Origin of the sequence: Streptomyces poriferorum, from assembly GCF_019399235.1 — a bacterium.
In the GTDB taxonomy this organism is placed as follows: Bacteria; Actinomycetota; Actinomycetes; order Streptomycetales; family Streptomycetaceae; genus Streptomyces; species Streptomyces poriferorum.
Genome location: NZ_JAELVH010000286.1, coordinates 1 through 15150, shown reverse-complemented (window position 1 = coordinate 15150; position 15150 = coordinate 1). Strand labels below are relative to the sequence as shown.

The 15150-nt window shown below is 70.9% G+C and carries 11 protein-coding genes and 1 pseudogene; 5 read left to right on the top strand and 7 right to left on the bottom strand.

Going from position 1 to position 15150, the window contains the following annotated elements; genetic code table 11:
• On the bottom strand, positions 1-1174 hold a 1174-nt coding region (locus tag JGS39_RS32965; RefSeq protein ID WP_219573433.1), incomplete at its 3' end, for an ABC transporter permease.
• Positions 1171-2109 carry an ABC transporter ATP-binding protein gene (locus JGS39_RS32960; protein WP_219573432.1) on the bottom strand — a complete coding sequence of 313 codons (939 nt, stop codon included), beginning with the start codon at positions 2107-2109 and terminating at the stop codon, positions 1171-1173. The genes JGS39_RS32965 and JGS39_RS32960, both read right to left, overlap by 4 nt.
• Before the next feature lie 103 nt (positions 2110-2212).
• On the opposite strand from JGS39_RS32960, the gene JGS39_RS32955 reads away from it, so the two are divergent.
• On the top strand, positions 2213-2770 hold the full coding sequence (locus JGS39_RS32955; protein WP_219573431.1) for a GbsR/MarR family transcriptional regulator: 558 nt from the start codon (positions 2213-2215) through the stop codon (positions 2768-2770).
• A 103-nt stretch (positions 2771-2873) separates the two neighbouring features.
• Here the strand turns inward: JGS39_RS32955 and JGS39_RS32950 are convergent, their stop codons facing one another.
• Positions 2874-3728 carry a diacylglycerol kinase family protein gene (locus JGS39_RS32950; protein WP_219573430.1) on the bottom strand — a complete coding sequence of 285 codons (855 nt, stop codon included), beginning with the start codon at positions 3726-3728 and terminating at the stop codon, positions 2874-2876.
• A 186-nt stretch (positions 3729-3914) separates the two neighbouring features.
• Here JGS39_RS32950 and JGS39_RS32945 point away from each other — a divergent pair, with 186 nt between their 5' ends.
• Positions 3915-5198: an adenylosuccinate synthase gene (locus JGS39_RS32945; protein WP_219573429.1), complete on the top strand. Its 1284-nt coding sequence runs from the start codon at positions 3915-3917 to the stop codon at positions 5196-5198.
• 64 nt (positions 5199-5262) lie between these two features.
• Here JGS39_RS32945 and JGS39_RS32940 read toward each other — a convergent pair whose 3' ends face one another.
• Complete coding sequence (locus JGS39_RS32940) at positions 5263-6798, bottom strand: substrate-binding domain-containing protein (RefSeq protein ID WP_219573428.1); 1536 nt, start codon at positions 6796-6798, stop codon at positions 5263-5265.
• 233 nt (positions 6799-7031) lie between these two features.
• Between JGS39_RS32940 and JGS39_RS32935 the strand changes: the two genes are divergently transcribed.
• A complete protein-coding gene (locus JGS39_RS32935; RefSeq protein WP_219573427.1) occupies positions 7032-7937 on the top strand; it encodes a glycoside hydrolase family 19 protein in 906 nt (301 codons plus the stop codon).
• A 315-nt stretch (positions 7938-8252) separates the two neighbouring features.
• Positions 8253-9146: a glycoside hydrolase family 19 protein gene (locus JGS39_RS32930; protein WP_219573426.1), complete on the top strand. Its 894-nt coding sequence runs from the start codon at positions 8253-8255 to the stop codon at positions 9144-9146.
• Positions 9147-9211: 65 nt separating this feature from the next.
• On the opposite strand, the gene JGS39_RS32925 is transcribed toward JGS39_RS32930, so the two are convergent.
• Entirely contained in the window at positions 9212-10681 is a 1470-nt protein-coding gene (locus tag JGS39_RS32925) for a helix-turn-helix domain-containing protein (protein ID WP_219573425.1), read from the bottom strand.
• Between the two features lie 353 nt (positions 10682-11034).
• Between JGS39_RS32925 and dnaN the strand changes: the two genes are divergently transcribed.
• Entirely contained in the window at positions 11035-12159 is a 1125-nt protein-coding gene (gene dnaN, locus JGS39_RS32920; protein ID WP_219573424.1) for a DNA polymerase III subunit beta, read from the top strand.
• Positions 12160-12310: 151 nt separating this feature from the next.
• On the opposite strand, the gene JGS39_RS32915 is transcribed toward dnaN, so the two are convergent.
• Together JGS39_RS32915 and JGS39_RS32910 are read right to left on the bottom strand one after the other, a co-directional pair.
• The gene (locus tag JGS39_RS32915) at positions 12311-14302 is read right to left on the bottom strand and encodes a YncE family protein (protein WP_219573423.1); all 1992 of its coding nucleotides are present in this window, start codon (positions 14300-14302) and stop codon (positions 12311-12313) included.
• 175 nt (positions 14303-14477) lie between these two features.
• Positions 14478-15150, bottom strand: a pseudogene (locus JGS39_RS32910) (serine/threonine-protein kinase); the annotation flags it as partial.

The window sequence follows — 15150 nt, the reverse complement described above, 5'->3', positions numbered from 1 at the left end:
CGCTGTACATCGTCTCCTCGCCGTGCAGCCGCAGCACCGAGGAGACGATGTACAGCGCTGCCACCGTGCCGAGTACGGAGACCATCGAGGCGAGGAACGCGTCGGTCAGGCCGGACTGGCCGCCCATCCGCTCGAAGATCTCCTTCGTCTTCTCGTTGTCCCCGACGAGATCCGCCGCGCCGCCGGTCAGCCCGCCGAAGACGACGCCGACCGCGGCGAAGGACACCGTCCACCCCAGGAGCGCGCCGCGCTGGAGGCGCACCGCGAGGCCCAGGGCGGTGGAGATCCGGCCCCGGGCGGGCCCCGGCCGCGTGGCGAGGAAGCTCATGCCGACATCGCGGCGCCCGGTCAGCGCGTACGCCACGGCGCACTGCACGGCCACGGCGCCGGCCGTCACGAGAAGCACCCACCACCGCTCGTCCGCGTACGGCCGGACGTTCTCTGCCCAGCCGAGTGGGGAGAGCCACGTGAGGACGGACGAGCCGTCGTCCCTCGCCGAGTCGCCCGCCGCCTTCAGGACGAAGGCGGCACCGATGACCGCAGCCGTCAGCCCCTTCGCGAGCCGCGCGCTCTCGGTGAACTGTGCGGCGATCGCGGCGGTGCACGCGAACAGCGCACCGACACCCGCGACGGCTGAGGCGAGCGCGACCGCACCGGCACCGCCCGCGCCCGACGCGGTCATCCCCGCCACGATCACCAGCCCCAGTGCGGCGTTGGCGATCAGGGCGGCCAGCAGCGCGGCGGTGAGCGGCGCCCGGCGCCCCACCATGGCGGAGGAGAGCATCTCCTGACGGCCGGTCTCCTCTTCCTCCCGGGTATGGCGCACGACGACGACCAGGCTCATGACCGCCGCCAGCGCGGCGCCGAAGGCGATCATGCGCCAGCTGACGAGCGCGCCCACGGAGTCGCCGAACACGGGCCCGTACATCGCGCGCAACGAGCTGTTGCCGTTCATCGAAGCGGCGAGCTCGGCGCGTTGTGCGGCCGTCCCGTAGAGCGAGGCGATGGACTGCCCGACGGACGAGAAGGACCCGCCGAGCACGAGCACCCAGACCGGCATGATGATGCGGTCGCGCCGCAGGGCGAGCCGCAGCAGGGGCCAGGTCCCCGCGAGCTGCGCGGTCCCCGTCCGGCGCCCCGTGCGGCCCGTCGCGGTCATGGTCACGGCAGTCATCGCGCCGACACCCCCGCGCCCTGACCGGCGCCCTGTCGCGTGCTCTGCTCCGGGGCCGCCGTGTAGTGCCGGAGGAAGAGCTCCTCCAGGGTGGGCGGTGTACTGGTCAGGGACCGTACCCCGGATGCGGAGAGCGACTTGAGGACGGCGTCCAGCTTGTCCGTGTCGACCCGGAGCGAGACCTGATGCCCCCGGACATCGAGGTCGTGGACCCCGGGCAGCCGCGCCAGGCCGTCGGGGGCGTCCACCAGCTCGGCGGTGATGTTCGTCCGTGTCAGATGGCGCATGCCGGCCAGTGTGCCGGTCTCCACCGTCCGGCCCGCCCGGATGATGCTGACGCGGTCGCAGAGGGACTCGACCTCGCTGAGGATGTGGCTGGAGAGCAGCACCGTCCGCCCGCGGTCGCGTGCTTCGGTGACGCAGCTCTGGAAGACCTCCTCCATCAGGGGGTCGAGCCCGCTGGTCGGCTCGTCCAGGATCAGCAGGTCCACATCGGAGGCGAACGCGGCGATCAGGGCCACCTTCTGCCGGTTGCCCTTCGAGTACGTCCGCCCCTTCTTCGTCGGGTCGAGCTCGAACCGCTCGACGAGGTCCGCGCGCCGGGTGCCGTCGAGGCCTCCGCGCAGCCGCCCGTACAGATCGATCACCTCGCCGCCCGAGAGGTTGCGCCACAGCGTGACGTCCCCGGGGACGTATGCCACGCGCCGGTGCAGCTCCACCGCGTCGTGCCAGGGGTCGCGGCCGAGCAGTTGGGCGGCGCCGGAATCGGCCCGCAGCAGTCCCAGCAGGACCCGGATGGTGGTGGACTTCCCCGATCCGTTCGGCCCGAGGAAGCCGTGCACCTCACCGGACTCGACGGCCAGGTCGAGCCCGTCCAGCGCGTGCGTCCGGCCGAACGACTTGTGCAGTCCGGCCACGGTGATTGCCTTCGTCATGATTTTGAACGTACGCTACTTTCACAAACTTGTGAAGTTAAGGAAGCGTATAAACTCAGTACGGGTGACAAGGGCCCGACGACGTGGGAGGGACGAGGGGTTGATGAGCAGCGAAACCGCGGACACACGCGAGGCGAGTGGTGCCGCCGCCCAGGGGCGCGAGGACAGGGATGCCGAGGCGGTCGCGCGGTTCGTCGAGCGGTTCGCGTCGGAGATGACCGAGGCGGGGATGCAGCGGATGGCGTCCCGCGTCTTCGCCGCACTGCTCGCCGACGACGACGCCTCCATGACCTCGGCCGAGCTCGCCCTGGCCCTGCAGATCAGCCCCGCCGCCGTGTCCGGCGCGATCAACTACCTCACCCAGGTCAGCATGGTCGGCCGCGAGCGGGACCCGGGCTCGCGCCGCGACCGCTACCGGCTGCACAACGAGATCTGGTACACCACCTTCGCAAGCCGCGACCGGGTGCTCACCCGATGGGAGAACACCCTCAGGGACGGCGCCCGCACGCTCGGGGAGCACACCCCCGCAGGCGCCCGGATCGCCGAGACGGCGGCGTTCTTCGAGTTCATGCAGTCGGAGCTGGGCGCGATGATGGATCGCTGGGAGGAGCACCGGAAGACCCTGGACCTGCCGACGGCCGAGGGCTCACGGGACGCCTGACGGCGCCGGCCACCCCCGAGGCCGGACCGATACCGAAGCGGGCACCCGTAGCCTTCCGCCGCCCCGGCGGCGGAAGCAACCGGCTCCGCCCCACGAGCGGAGGTCATCCCTCCGCTACCGGCAGCATCAGTCCCCAGGCCCCCGCCCGTACCGTCCACGTCCGGGTCCGTACCGGTCCGGCCACCTGTATGTCCGCCCGGTAGCGGAAGTCCGCGCCGGAGACCGTGACGGCCTTGGCCTCCGTGGTCATCGGGTCGCCGCCCGGCGCGTGGATCGTGACCTCGGCCATTCCGTCGCCGCAGCCCGAGGTCAGCGTCACCGACTCGACCGGGCGGCCCAGATCGTTCAGCACGATGCCGTCCGCCTCGACGCGCAGCCGGTGTGTGGCAGGCGGGCCGGCCGGGGCCGAGGGGGCGGGGCGCACCAGCGTGCGGACCAGGGAGCGGCAGGTGTCCCAGACCGCGGTGACGCCCGTACGGTCCGGCTGCGTGCCCGGTGCGCCGGTCAGGGCCGGGATCCGCAGCGCGTCGAGGACGACGCCGTCGCTGTCGTCGACCAGCAGGTCCAGTCGGCGCACCGCGCCGTCCAGTGCGGTGCGCGCCGCCGCCACCGCACCCATCGGCACGCCGAGCGAGTGCGCGAGTTCCAGCGCCGCCGCGGCCCCGACCGGGATGAGCGCGAGGGCGCTCATGGCCGGTTCTCGCTCCCGGTGGAGGAGGGCCACCGCACGCCGCAGCGCCCGGTCGTCGCCGATCACCACCGGCCTGCGGGCACCGCGCCGGGCCAGGGCCCGGGCGAACTCCTCGGGCCCGTCCGGGAGGCAGATCTTGGCGTGCGAACCGGCGCTCAACACGTCTTTTGCGATCCGGACGGACTCACCGTCCGTGCGGCGGGCGACCGGATCGATCACCACCAGCAGATGGGGCGCACCGTTACCGGGGGGCTGGGCAGCCGACACCTCGGTCCTTCCTCGGGTAGCATCTTGGTGCAAGAGCCCCTTGCGCTATTGCGCCAGGGGCTTCGTCTATTCCGGGGCACCCGGTTCGACGGTTCAGGCCTTGTCGTACAACGTCGTACGGCATGTACGGCGTTTACGTACGCCCCCTGACCTTGGACATGCCCCGCCCGGAAGGGGTGTACGCCTGTGCCCGCACTTGTGCTGCTCGGTGCTCAGTGGGGTGACGAGGGCAAGGGAAAGGCCACCGACCTCCTCGGTGGATCCGTGGACTATGTGGTGCGCTACCAAGGCGGCAACAATGCCGGCCACACGGTGGTCGTCGGTGACCAGAAGTACGCACTTCATCTCCTCCCCTCCGGAATCCTGTCACCGGGGTGTACCCCGGTCATCGGTAACGGTGTCGTCGTCGACCCTGCGGTCCTGCTCTCCGAGCTGAGTGGGCTGAACGACCGCGGCGTGGACACGTCCAAGCTGCTGATCAGCGGCAACGCTCATTTGATCACCCCGTACAACGTCACGGTCGACAAGGTGACGGAACGGTTCCTCGGCAAGCGCAAGATCGGTACGACCGGGCGCGGTATCGGCCCGACGTACGCGGACAAGATCAACCGGGTCGGCATCCGCGTCCAGGACCTCTACGACGAGTCGATCCTGGAGCAGAAGGTCGAGGCGGCCCTGGAGCAGAAGAACCAGCTTCTGGCCAAGGTCTTCAACCGGCGCGCCATCGAGGCCGGCAAGGTCGTCGAGGACATGCTCCAGTACGCGGAGCAGATCAGGCCCTTCGTCGCCGACACGACGCTGATCCTGAACAACGCCATCGACGAGGGCAAGGTCGTCCTCTTCGAGGGCGGTCAGGGCACGCTGCTCGACGTCGACCACGGCACGTACCCCTTCGTCACCTCGTCGAACCCGACCGCGGGCGGCGCCTGCACCGGTTCCGGCGTGGGCCCGACGAAGATCAGCCGGGTCATCGGCATCCTCAAGGCCTATACGACGCGTGTCGGCGCCGGTCCGTTCCCGACCGAGCTGCTCGACGAGGACGGCGAGGCGCTGCGCCGGATCGGTGGCGAGCGCGGTGTCACCACCGGTCGTGACCGCCGCTGCGGCTGGTTCGACGCCCCGATCGCGCGGTACGCGACCCGGGTCAACGGCCTGACCGACTTCTTCCTCACCAAGCTGGACGTGCTGACCGGCTGGGAGCAGATCCCGGTGTGTGTGGCGTACGAGATCGACGGCAAGCGCGTCGAGGAGCTCCCGTACAACCAGACCGACTTCCACCACGCGAAGCCGATCTACGAGATGCTGCCGGGCTGGTCCGAGGACATCACCAAGGCGAAGACCTTCGGCGACCTGCCGAAGAACGCCCAGGCGTACGTGAAGGCGCTGGAGGACATGTCCGGCGCCCCGATCTCCGCGATCGGTGTCGGCCCCGGCCGCACCGAGACCATCGAGATCAACTCGTTCCTGTAGGCATACCGGAGCGGAGGAGGGCCGGGGCGGCGCCATTTGCCCCGGCCCTCCGGCATGTCCGGGCTCAGTCCTCCCCGCAGATCCGCAGCCCCTCCGGAGTCGCGCACGGCAGGTGGCCGTGGGTGCGGATGACGTCCTGGCCGCTGCCCCGGCTGAGGTAGGAGAGGAAGCTGGAGGCCAGCGAGTCGGCGGGCGGGCTGCCGTACGTGTACGCGTACTCGATCTCCCGGTACGGGTAGGTGCTGGTGCCGATCGTGTCGACGGACGGGGCGGCGCCGTCGATGGCGATCTGGTGCGCCCCGGCAGGTTTGGTCCCCGTACGCATTTCGCTGTAGCCGATCGCCCCGTCGAGCCGGCCGACCTCGGTCAGGACCTGGTCGGTGGAGTCGAGTTCGCAGCGGATGACGAGGGCCTCCGGGTCGTCCTTCGTGGTGCAGTCGCGGGAGGACTGGGCGGGTTCGTTGCGGCTCAGGACGCGGCGCTGGAAGACCTCGCGCGTACCGGAGTTGGCGTCCCGGCTGACCAGCAGGACGGGCAGGTCCGGGCCGCCGAGCTGCTTCCAGTTGCGGATGTCGCCGCGGTAGATGCCGCGGATCGCGTCCCGGCCGAGGTTCTTCAGCGGGACCTTGTCGTTGACGACCAGGCGGAAGAGCGAGACGGCGACGCGGTTCTCACGCAGTTGCGGGAAGCCGCTCGGCTTCGGGCCGTCGGAGAGGGCCACGAGGGCGGGCGAGCCGGACTTCCCGGCCGCGGCGCCCCGTTCGGCCAGTTCCCTTATCCCGGCGGTGCTGCCGTGCGGGTCCACGGTGACGGTGGCCCCGTCGCAGGCCTTGCCGTACTTCTCCGCCAGCTCGTCCAGGACGGGCTTGAAGGCGGTGGAACCGGTCACGGTCAGCTCGCCGCGGGCGCAGCCGATTGGGGGCGGGGTGTCGTCCCGCACCAGGATGATGGAGGCCAGCGTGATGACGCAGACGGTCAGGGCCACGGTGATGAACCGGGCGGCCCGGCCGAACAGCGGGGGCTTCTCGTCCGGGCGGGCGGCGGTGTTCGTCCTGACCTCGCCGTCCCGGATGCCGCCGGTGACGCGGACGGGGCTGCCGACGCGTGAACCGGTGAGCAGGACCAGGAGTTTGAAGTGTTCGCCCCGGTTGAGCGGGACGCGGGGCAGCCGGATCAGGGACCCGCTGCCGCGGAGTCCTTCGGACGGGGTGAAGTGGTCCATGAGGTGGTCGGCGCCCGGGGAGTGGGTGACGGCGATGCCGCGCACCCGCCGGTCGGTGAACTCGACCACGAGACCGTGGAGTTGTCCGTCCGGTCCGGTGTAGTCGCCGCGGTCGATGGACTGCGATCCGTCGTTCTCGACGCGGAGCAGGACGAGGGTGGCGTCGGCCATGTCCGGGGTCTCGTCGAACAGGCCGAGCCGCACGTTGGCCCGCGCCTGGCTGACGTCACTGCCGATCGGCGTGTCCATCTGGACGCGGTAGCCGATGCGTTTGCGGCGGGGTACGCGGCGCTCGTACCAGAGCACGCCCACGGAGGCGAGGACACCCAGCACCGCGGTGAGCACGGCCACGATGTTCTCGGCGCTGAACCACTCCACGGCCCGTTCCCCCTCGGCTGCCGGACGTCTGTACGAGTGCGGGTCACCGTATGGGGCGTGGGGTGCGGGTGGCGGTGAGTACCGGGTCCCGTCGCCAGGTGTTCGCCCGCCGTTCGGACAGGTGGCGATTGGTCCAGACCTTGACAGGTCCAGACCAATCGGGGTTGGGTGTCGGGGTGTCCGGACGGCATGCGGAGCCTGTTCGGGCGCCCTGCCGAAGGAGTGAGCAGCGCTTGAACCGCATCAGGAGCCTTCTGACCGCACTGAGTGCCGTCGTCGCGACGGCGGTCTTCCTCCCCGTTCCCGCGCACGCCGCCCCCGCGAATGCCGTTCCCGTGGGTGTCGTTCCCGTCGACCCGGCCGCGTGCGCGCCCCTCTGGAACTCCTCGACCGCCTACGCGGCCGGTGGCACCGTCGCCCATCACGGCCGCAACTGGACGGCGAAGTGGTGGACGCGCGACGAGAACCCGGGCGCCACCACGGTCTGGTCCGACCGCGGGGCCTGTACGGGCGGGGTCTCCGACTTCGTCATCAGTGAGGCGGAGTTCGACGAGATCTTCCCGGACCGCGACCCCTTCTACACGTACCAGGGCCTGATCGACGCCCTGCACGCCTACCCGCGCTTCGCGAACACCGGGACCGAGGCGATGCGGAGCCGGGAGGCCGCCGCCTTCCTGACGCACGCCGACTTCGAATCGGTCGGCCTCCAGTACGTGAAGGAGATCAACGAGGCCAACTACTGGATCAAGTGCGACTACAGCCAGGTGTTCGGCTGCCCGGCCGGTCGGTCCGCCTACTACGGGCGCGGACCGATCATGTTCAGCTGGAACTTCAACTACAAGGCGGCCGGCGACGCGCTCGGCCTCGATCTGCTGAACAATCCATGGCTGGTGGAGCAGGATCCGTCCGTCGCCTGGCAGACCGCGCTCTGGTACTGGAACACCCAGAACGGTCCCGGCACCATGACCTCGCACGACGCCATGGTCGGCGGCGCGGGCTTCGGCGAGACGATCAGGTCGCTCAACGGGGCGCTGGAATGCGACGGCGGCAACCCCGCGTCCGTGCGGGCGCGGGTCGCCAAGTACGAGCGGATCACGGACATCATCGACACCCGTCCTGGTTCCGGCCTCACGTGTTGAGGGTGGATCAGGTGGGGCGGGGCTGAGCGGCCGGCCTGTCCGGTGTCCCGCATGGTGGACGCGCCCGAAGGTTTTGCCTTCGGGCGCGTCGGCGTTCCGGTCCGTGATCCGGACCGACTGCCTCCGGAATCAGTGCTGTTGAGGGATCGTTTCGGGAAGGGCTCCCGGTCGGGGGGGCGGGTGAGGGGTGCGTCGGGAAGGATTCCCCACCATGGTCTAGACCTTGACAGGTCCAGACCATGACCGCTTGAGTGTCGGCACCCCCCATGGCGGCGCACCGATGAGCTCGGTGCGCCGCGCCGAAGGAGTGATCACATGATCAAACGCATCATGGGCCTGCTCGCCGCGCTGGTCGCGGTCGTCGCGACGGTCGTCATCCTCCCCGCCACCACCGCCTCGGCGGCCGCGTGCGCGGCTGCCTGGAACTCCTCCTCCGTCTATACGGGCGGCGGCGCCGCCTCGTACAACGGGCACAACTGGACCGCCAAGTGGTGGACCCAGAACGAGAAGCCCGGCAGCTCCGACGTCTGGGCCGACCAGGGCAGTTGCGGAGGCGGCGGCACGGACCCCGGTGACCCGGGCTCGTCCGACGGTTTCGTCGTCAGCGAGGCGCAGTTCAACCAGATGTTCCCGGGGCGCAATTCCTTCTACACGTACAGCGGTCTGACCGCCGCGCTGAGCGCCTACCCGGGCTTCGCCAACACCGGCAGCGACACGGTGAAGAAGCAGGAGGCCGCCGCCTTCCTCGCCAACGTCAGCCATGAGACGGGCGGCCTGGTGTACGTGGTCGAGCAGAACACGGCCAACTACCCGCACTACTGCGACACCAGCCAGTCCTACGGCTGTCCCGCGGGCCAGGCCGCGTACTACGGGCGCGGTCCGATCCAGCTCAGCTGGAACTTCAACTACAAGGCCGCCGGGGACGCACTCGGCATCGACCTGCTGGGCAACCCCTACCTGGTCGAGCAGAACGCCTCCGTGGCCTGGAAGACCGGCCTCTGGTACTGGAACACCCAGAACGGCCCCGGCACCATGACGGCCCACAACGCCATGGTGAACGGCGCCGGATTCGGCGAGACGATCCGCTCCATCAACGGCTCCCTGGAGTGCAACGGCGGCAACCCCGCCCAGGTCCAGAGCCGCATCGACAAGTACCAGGCCTTCGTGCAGATCCTCGGCACCACGGCCGGATCGAACCTCAGCTGCTGACCGGCTGAACTCCCCGGGAACGGGGGGTGCGCCGGGCCCGACGGCCCGGCGCACCCCCGTTCCGGTCATCCGGGACCGGTGAGATCCAGCGCCCGGAACGCCAGCCACAGGTCGTAGCGGGCGCTCGGGGTCCGCAGGAGCGAGCGCTGGAGCACGGTCTCCAGCCGGGTCAGCCGCTTGCGCACGCCGGGCACGGAGATGCGCAGTGCCGCGGCGGCCGGGCCGAGTTGGGCCTCGTGCTCCAGCCAGGTACGCAGGGTGGTGTGCGGATCCGCGGAGCCGCCGGCTACTGGGGCGCCGAGCGGCTGCAACTGCTGCACCGCCCAGGCACGGACCGCCGGCAGGCGCAGGATCCCGTCCAGCGAGCGCACGGCCTCCGAGGCGGCTCCCGCCTGCCGGGGCGCGGGCCTCGGCAGGGCCGGCGTGGCGCGGATGCACAGGGCCAGGTCGAGCGCGGACTGGTCGGCGACCTTGTTCAGGTCCATGCCCAGCAGCTCGCCGATCAGCCGCAGCCGTGCGGCCAGTGTGTTGCGGTGGATCTTCAGGTGCTCGGTCGCGTGCGAGGAGAACGCCAGCCAGGAGGCGAGGGTCGCCGCGAGTTCCTGGCTGCCCGGATCCTGGCCGCGGCGCGGCACATGGGCGAGCAGCGGCGCCAGCAGCGCGTCCGCCCAGCGGGCGCCCTCCGCACCGGTCACCAGGGCGAGTTCGGGAGCCGAGCCGAAGTGGGCGTGGCGCTCCGGCAGCCCGCGTGCGACGGCGAGCGCGTGGAACGCCTGGCGGTACGCGGTCGCCGTGTCGGCCAGCGTCAGGTCCTCGCTGATGCCGACGACGCAGTCGTCCACCACCGAGGCGACCTGCGGGCCGAGCCGCCCGTCCGCCTGTCCGGGGCGTGCGGGCACGATGAGGATCAGATGGCGTGCGTACACCGGGCACCGCACGATCCAGGACCGCCCGCCCGAGAGGTCCGCACAGATGCGGGCCACCTCGTCCCGGTCGCGGCCCGCGCACTCGACGACGCAGACCCGGACCGGGTCCGGCAGGCTGGGCTTCAGGGCTCCGGCGACCTGGTGCGCGATCGACAACTGGCCGGTCATCAGCAGATGCAGCACCGCTTCCCGGCCGCGGGACTCCGCCAGGTCCACGCGACGGCGCTTGCGCTCGACGGTCTCGGCCGCCCAGCACAGGGCAAGCGGCAGGGCCGCGTCGGCGAGGAGCGTGGACAGACCCTCCGGCAGCGGACGCCGGCCGACCACGGCGAGCACCGGCGCGGGAACGTCCGGCGGCGCGTCCAGCGAGTAGAACAGAGCGGTGCGGCCGTCCCGGTCGAAGGAGAGGGAGCGGGCACCGAGCGCGGTCAGCTCCCGGGCGCCCTCCGCCGCGATGGCCGACGATCCGACGGCCGAGGAGCCGGGGGCCCGGGCGACGCCATGGAGAACGGTGCCGTCACCGCCGAGCAGTCCCGCCCAGCCGTCCGCACGCCCCGACACCCAGTGCAGCAGCTCCTGGGAGCCGCCCGACCGGGCAAGTCCGTGCATCCGAATGACGTCGTCGGCCCGCCTCCGCGCGTGCACTCCTGCGACGCTCCCGTCCCCGTTCTCGATGCCCATACTCCCGCCAGAAATCGGAGTGCAGCGTACCGGTTCGGCTGTGCGAACTGATACCTCTGCCCGGTCACACCGTGCGAACTGAACCTTTCCCTCGCCTGCCCCGCGACCTAGAGTCCGAACGCGGTTGCGGGCCTTTCGGGGGAAAGGCACGGGGGACGACGGCATCGGCTCACGGGGGTGGCCGCTGTCGTCGGCCGCAGCCGCCTTTTCGTTGCGTTGTCAGTGGTGCCCCTTAGCGTCGGAGACCGGAGACAGCCGGCGCGCGAGGAGAGGTCACCACCATGGAGTTCCGGATCGAACGGGGCGAGCTCGCGGATGCCGTGGCCTGGGCGGCCCGGGTGCTGCCGACGAGATCGCCCGTCCCCGTGCTGGGCGGACTGCTCCTGGAAGCGGCGGACGGCAGGCTCCGCATCTCCGGACTCGACTACGAGGCGTCCGCCCGCATCGACGTATCGGCCGAGACCGTACGGCCCGGCAAGGTGCTGGTCATGGGCCGCCGGCTGCTGGACGTGTGCCGGGTGCTGCCCGAGGGGGCGGTGGAGTGCGCGGTCGAGGGTTCCCGGTTCACGGTGACGGGCAGCGGTGCCGGCTTCGGTCTGTCGGTCCTGCCGCTCGACGACTACCCGGCGCTGCCGCCGCTGCCCGATGTGCTCGGGGCGGTGGACGGACAGGAGTTCGCGGCGGCCGTCGCCGATGTGGCGGTGGCCACGGGCAGGGACGACACCCTGCCGACGCTGACCGGGATCCGGGTGGGGCTCGACGGGGACCGGATGACCCTGGCGGCCACGGACCGGTACCGCTTCGCGGTCCGCCGGCTCGCGTGGAAGCCCGCGGTGGCGGACGTCTCGGCGGATGTCGTCGTCCCGTCCCGCAGACTCACGGAGATCGCCCGCTCCTTCGGCCGGGCGGGCCTGGTCAGCCTCGCGCTGGACGGCGGCTCGGCCGGTTTCGAGTTGGACGGCATGCGCACGACGGTGCGGCTCCTGGACGGCCGTCTGCCGCGCCACGACAAGCTGTTCGCGATGAAGGACCCGGTCGTGGCCGTCACCGAGCGCGAGCCGCTGGTCGAGGCGGTCAAGCGGGTCTCGGTGGTGGCGGACGGCGACAGCCCGCTGCAACTCGCCTTCCGGGACGGCTCGGTGCTCCTCCAGGCCGGATACGAGGACGATGTCGCGTCCCAGCGGCTGCCGGCGGAGCTGACGGGCACGGATGAGCTGACGGTCGCCTTCAACCCGTCGTACCTGATGGACGCGCTGGCCTCCTTCGACGCCCCGGTCGTCAGGTTCAGGCTGATGGGGCCCGGGCAGCGCGCCATGGTCACCGGGCATGCGACACGGGAGGACGCGGCAGGCCCGGCGGAGGGGGCTCACCAGCATCTGCTGATGTCGGTCAAGCCGCTGATGTAGGGCCCTCGCCCCAGGGGCGGAGGGACATGCGGGCGGAAGGACATGCGGCGGAGGGACATGCGGGCGGAAGAACATGCGGGCGGAAGGACATGGCTGCGGGGCCGGGCTGCCCGCGCCCGGCCCCGCAGCCGTTCCGTGTCCCGTCGCCCTGCTACTTGGTGAAGTAGAAGTACTTCCAGGCGCCGTGGGTGGTCGAGTTCACGTAGTCGCCGGACGTGTTGTTCACGTACGAGGCACGGACGCGCATCCGGTAGCCCGTCTCGTGCGTCCCGGTCAGCGTCACGGTCGACCTGCCGTTGGTGCCGAGCTTGAAGTACTGCGAGCCCGCGGCGTACCACTTGCCCCTGTAGTAGAGCTCCAGGGACAGCTGGTACTTGCGGTTCTTGTAGTAGCTCATCGTCGTGGTGAAGGCCGGGTTGGTCTTCTTGTGGAAGTAGGCGTACGAGGTGGAGCCGATCCTGGCCGTCCTGTACTGCTTGGCGACGGAGGTCGAGACCCTCACCTTCGCGTATGCCGTGGAGGCGACCGTCCTGGCCGCGTAGCGGCCGTCACCCTTGAACACGGCGGTGACGGTGGTGTCCCGGGTCATGTCGACCGTCGTGGACAGATTGCCCTTGGAGTTGACCTTGCCGGTCCGCACCAGCCTCTTCGGCTTGTCCGCGCCGTATGGGTCCACCCACAGTTCGACGGTGCGGTTCCTGTACGTCGTGCCGAGGTGGGCGGTGAACGACACGTCGGTGCCGTACGCGTACAGCGCCTTGTTGCGGTTCAGGGACAGCGAGGTGGCCGCGCGGGAGACGGCGGCCTTGTCGCTGCCCGACCCCGCGGAGTGGGTGGCGTCTCCCGCGTACGAGACCTTGTAGGTGACCGTGCCGCCCGCGGGCGGGGTGTCGGTGAAGGAGAACGCGCCGTTGGACTTCAGCGCCACGGCGGGCAGTGCCTTGCCCTTGGGCGACTCGATGTCGGTACGTGTCACCGTCGCCCTGGCACCCGCCGCGAACGCGCTGTTCGACGCCGCCGTGCCGGTGACCGTCAGCTTCTTTCCGCGCGTCGCCTTCGCCGGGGCGTTGACCGTGACCGTGGTCACGGACCTGACGGGGTCGGTGAGCACCCGCAGCGAACGGACACCGAGACTGTTCACGGTGACGGCGAACAGCCGGCCGCCGTCCGGAGCCCAGGCCAGACCGGCCGGGTCCAGGGTGTCCGAACCGCTGCTGGTCCCCGTGTTGGGGAAGTCGTACGTCCGCACCGGCTTGGTGGTGGATCCCGGCTTGTACACGTACACGTCGGGCGAGTACCAGCCCTCGATGCCGGCGGCGACCATGCCGTTCGGGGCGATGTCGACGGCGTTGGGGTACGCGTCGGACGGGTACGCGATCCCGGGCGTGAGGTCCGACGTGCGGTAGCCCTGGTGGGTGTACGGGTAGCCGCTGGCCACCACGACCTGGGTGCCGTCCGGGCTGAGCGCGAGATCGCGCATGTTGCCCCCGTCGGTGCGGGTGTACGCGGTCCGCGTGGCCGTCCCCGAGGCAACGTCGTACGTGGCCAGCTCCGTCGGGCTCTGGCCCTCCATGCCGGCGGCCAGCACGCCGGGTGCGCCGGGGGCGGAGGCCAGGGTCGGCGCCGCGTACCAGGTGCCGTTCGTGTCCTGGGCCAGGCTCACGACCGGCTCGGCGCCGGACAGGTCGAGCGAACCGATCTGGCCCGAGCCGGCCGAGCCGTACCCGAACCAGAGCCTGCCGCCCGCGAGCGCCGGGTACTTCGGGTCCGTGTCGCTTCCGGTGGCGTACCGGGCGGACTCCTTGAGCGCCGCCGTGTCGATCGCGACGATGGCGTCGGCGCCCGGTACGGCGGCGTAGAGCGTGCCGGAGTCGGCGGACAGGTCGAGGCCCGTCACCCCGGGGAGCGACGGGACCGACCCCACGACCGCACCGTTGTAATCGGCGACGAGGACCTTGCCGCCCGTCGGGTCGCTGATGAACACGCGCTTGTGCACGCCGTCGGCGACGATGTCGCCGACGGACGCGGCAGGGAGGAACTTGCTGGAGTCGGCGGCGGCGGGGTTCGCCGCACCACCGGCCAGCACGACCGAACTGAAGAGGACCGCGAGCGAGGTCGCGGCGGAGATTCTTCGTGTACGCATGATGTGTCTACCCCCACGGTGAATGTGGGCCGCGTGACACCCGGAGACGAGAGCGGGGTGCGGCCCAGGGTCGCAGGGTATGGCATGACCTTCACACCGCGTGCACATATTCGGGTCGGTGGACGGAGGGTCCGGAACCGGGCTGCCGCTCGATGGCAGCGGGATCAGGATCGCTTCAGTCGGACCTGGTGTACGTGAGCTTCTCGCCGGAGTCCGTGTTCACCCGGCTCAGGGTGCCGTCCGGGAGCAGGGTGAGCGTGGTGGAACTGCCCGGTGTGCAGGACGTCATCGGTTCGCCCTCCGTCACCGCGGACGGACCGATACTGACCGGCGCGCCTTCGGACGGCTCCGTCGCGAGATCCGCCTGGAAGACGCAGCGGTAGGTGCCGCCGGTGTCCAGCGGTCCCTCCGCGGTGAGAGTGAGGACGGAGTCGCCCACCTGCCCCTGCTGGATGACGAGTTCGCGGGTGGAGTGGCCGGCGGCGTTGTCGATGCTGCCTGACCAGGTGCCCACGTAGGCGTCCGGGACGACTCCCTCGTCGTCGCCGTTCTGCCCGTCGTCGCTGGGCGACGGGTCCTGCGGGCCTTCCGGGGAAGGCGAGTCGGAGGAGTCGTCCGCCGGGGAGGGATCGGCCGAGTCGGTGGGAGAGGCCGTGGTGTCCGCGCCGCGGTCGTTCATGAGCGCGTAGACGGACCCGCCCGCCCCGATGGCGACGAGCACCGCGACGGCGACGAGGGCGATGGTCGACCCGGCACCGCGGCGCGCGGGCGGCGGCTGGGCGCCGGTCGGCTGGACCGGGCCGTACGGAGGTGTGGGCCCGAAGCCGGGCTGCTGCGGATAGCCGTAC

Bases quoted from the DNA above. Each gene is read 5' to 3' on its own strand.
- JGS39_RS32925 (WP_219573425.1), bottom strand. From the start codon at position 10,681: ATGCACGGACTTGCCCGGTCGGGCGGCTCCCAGGAGCTGCTGCACTGG.
- dnaN (WP_219573424.1), top strand. From the start codon at position 11,035: ATGGAGTTCCGGATCGAACGGGGCGAGCTCGCGGATGCCGTGGCCTGG.
- JGS39_RS32955 (WP_219573431.1), top strand. From the start codon at position 2,213: ATGAGCAGCGAAACCGCGGACACACGCGAGGCGAGTGGTGCCGCCGCC.
- JGS39_RS32915 (WP_219573423.1), bottom strand. From the start codon at position 14,302: ATGCGTACACGAAGAATCTCCGCCGCGACCTCGCTCGCGGTCCTCTTC.
- JGS39_RS32960 (WP_219573432.1), bottom strand. From the start codon at position 2,109: ATGACGAAGGCAATCACCGTGGCCGGACTGCACAAGTCGTTCGGCCGG.
- JGS39_RS32930 (WP_219573426.1), top strand. From the start codon at position 8,253: ATGATCAAACGCATCATGGGCCTGCTCGCCGCGCTGGTCGCGGTCGTC.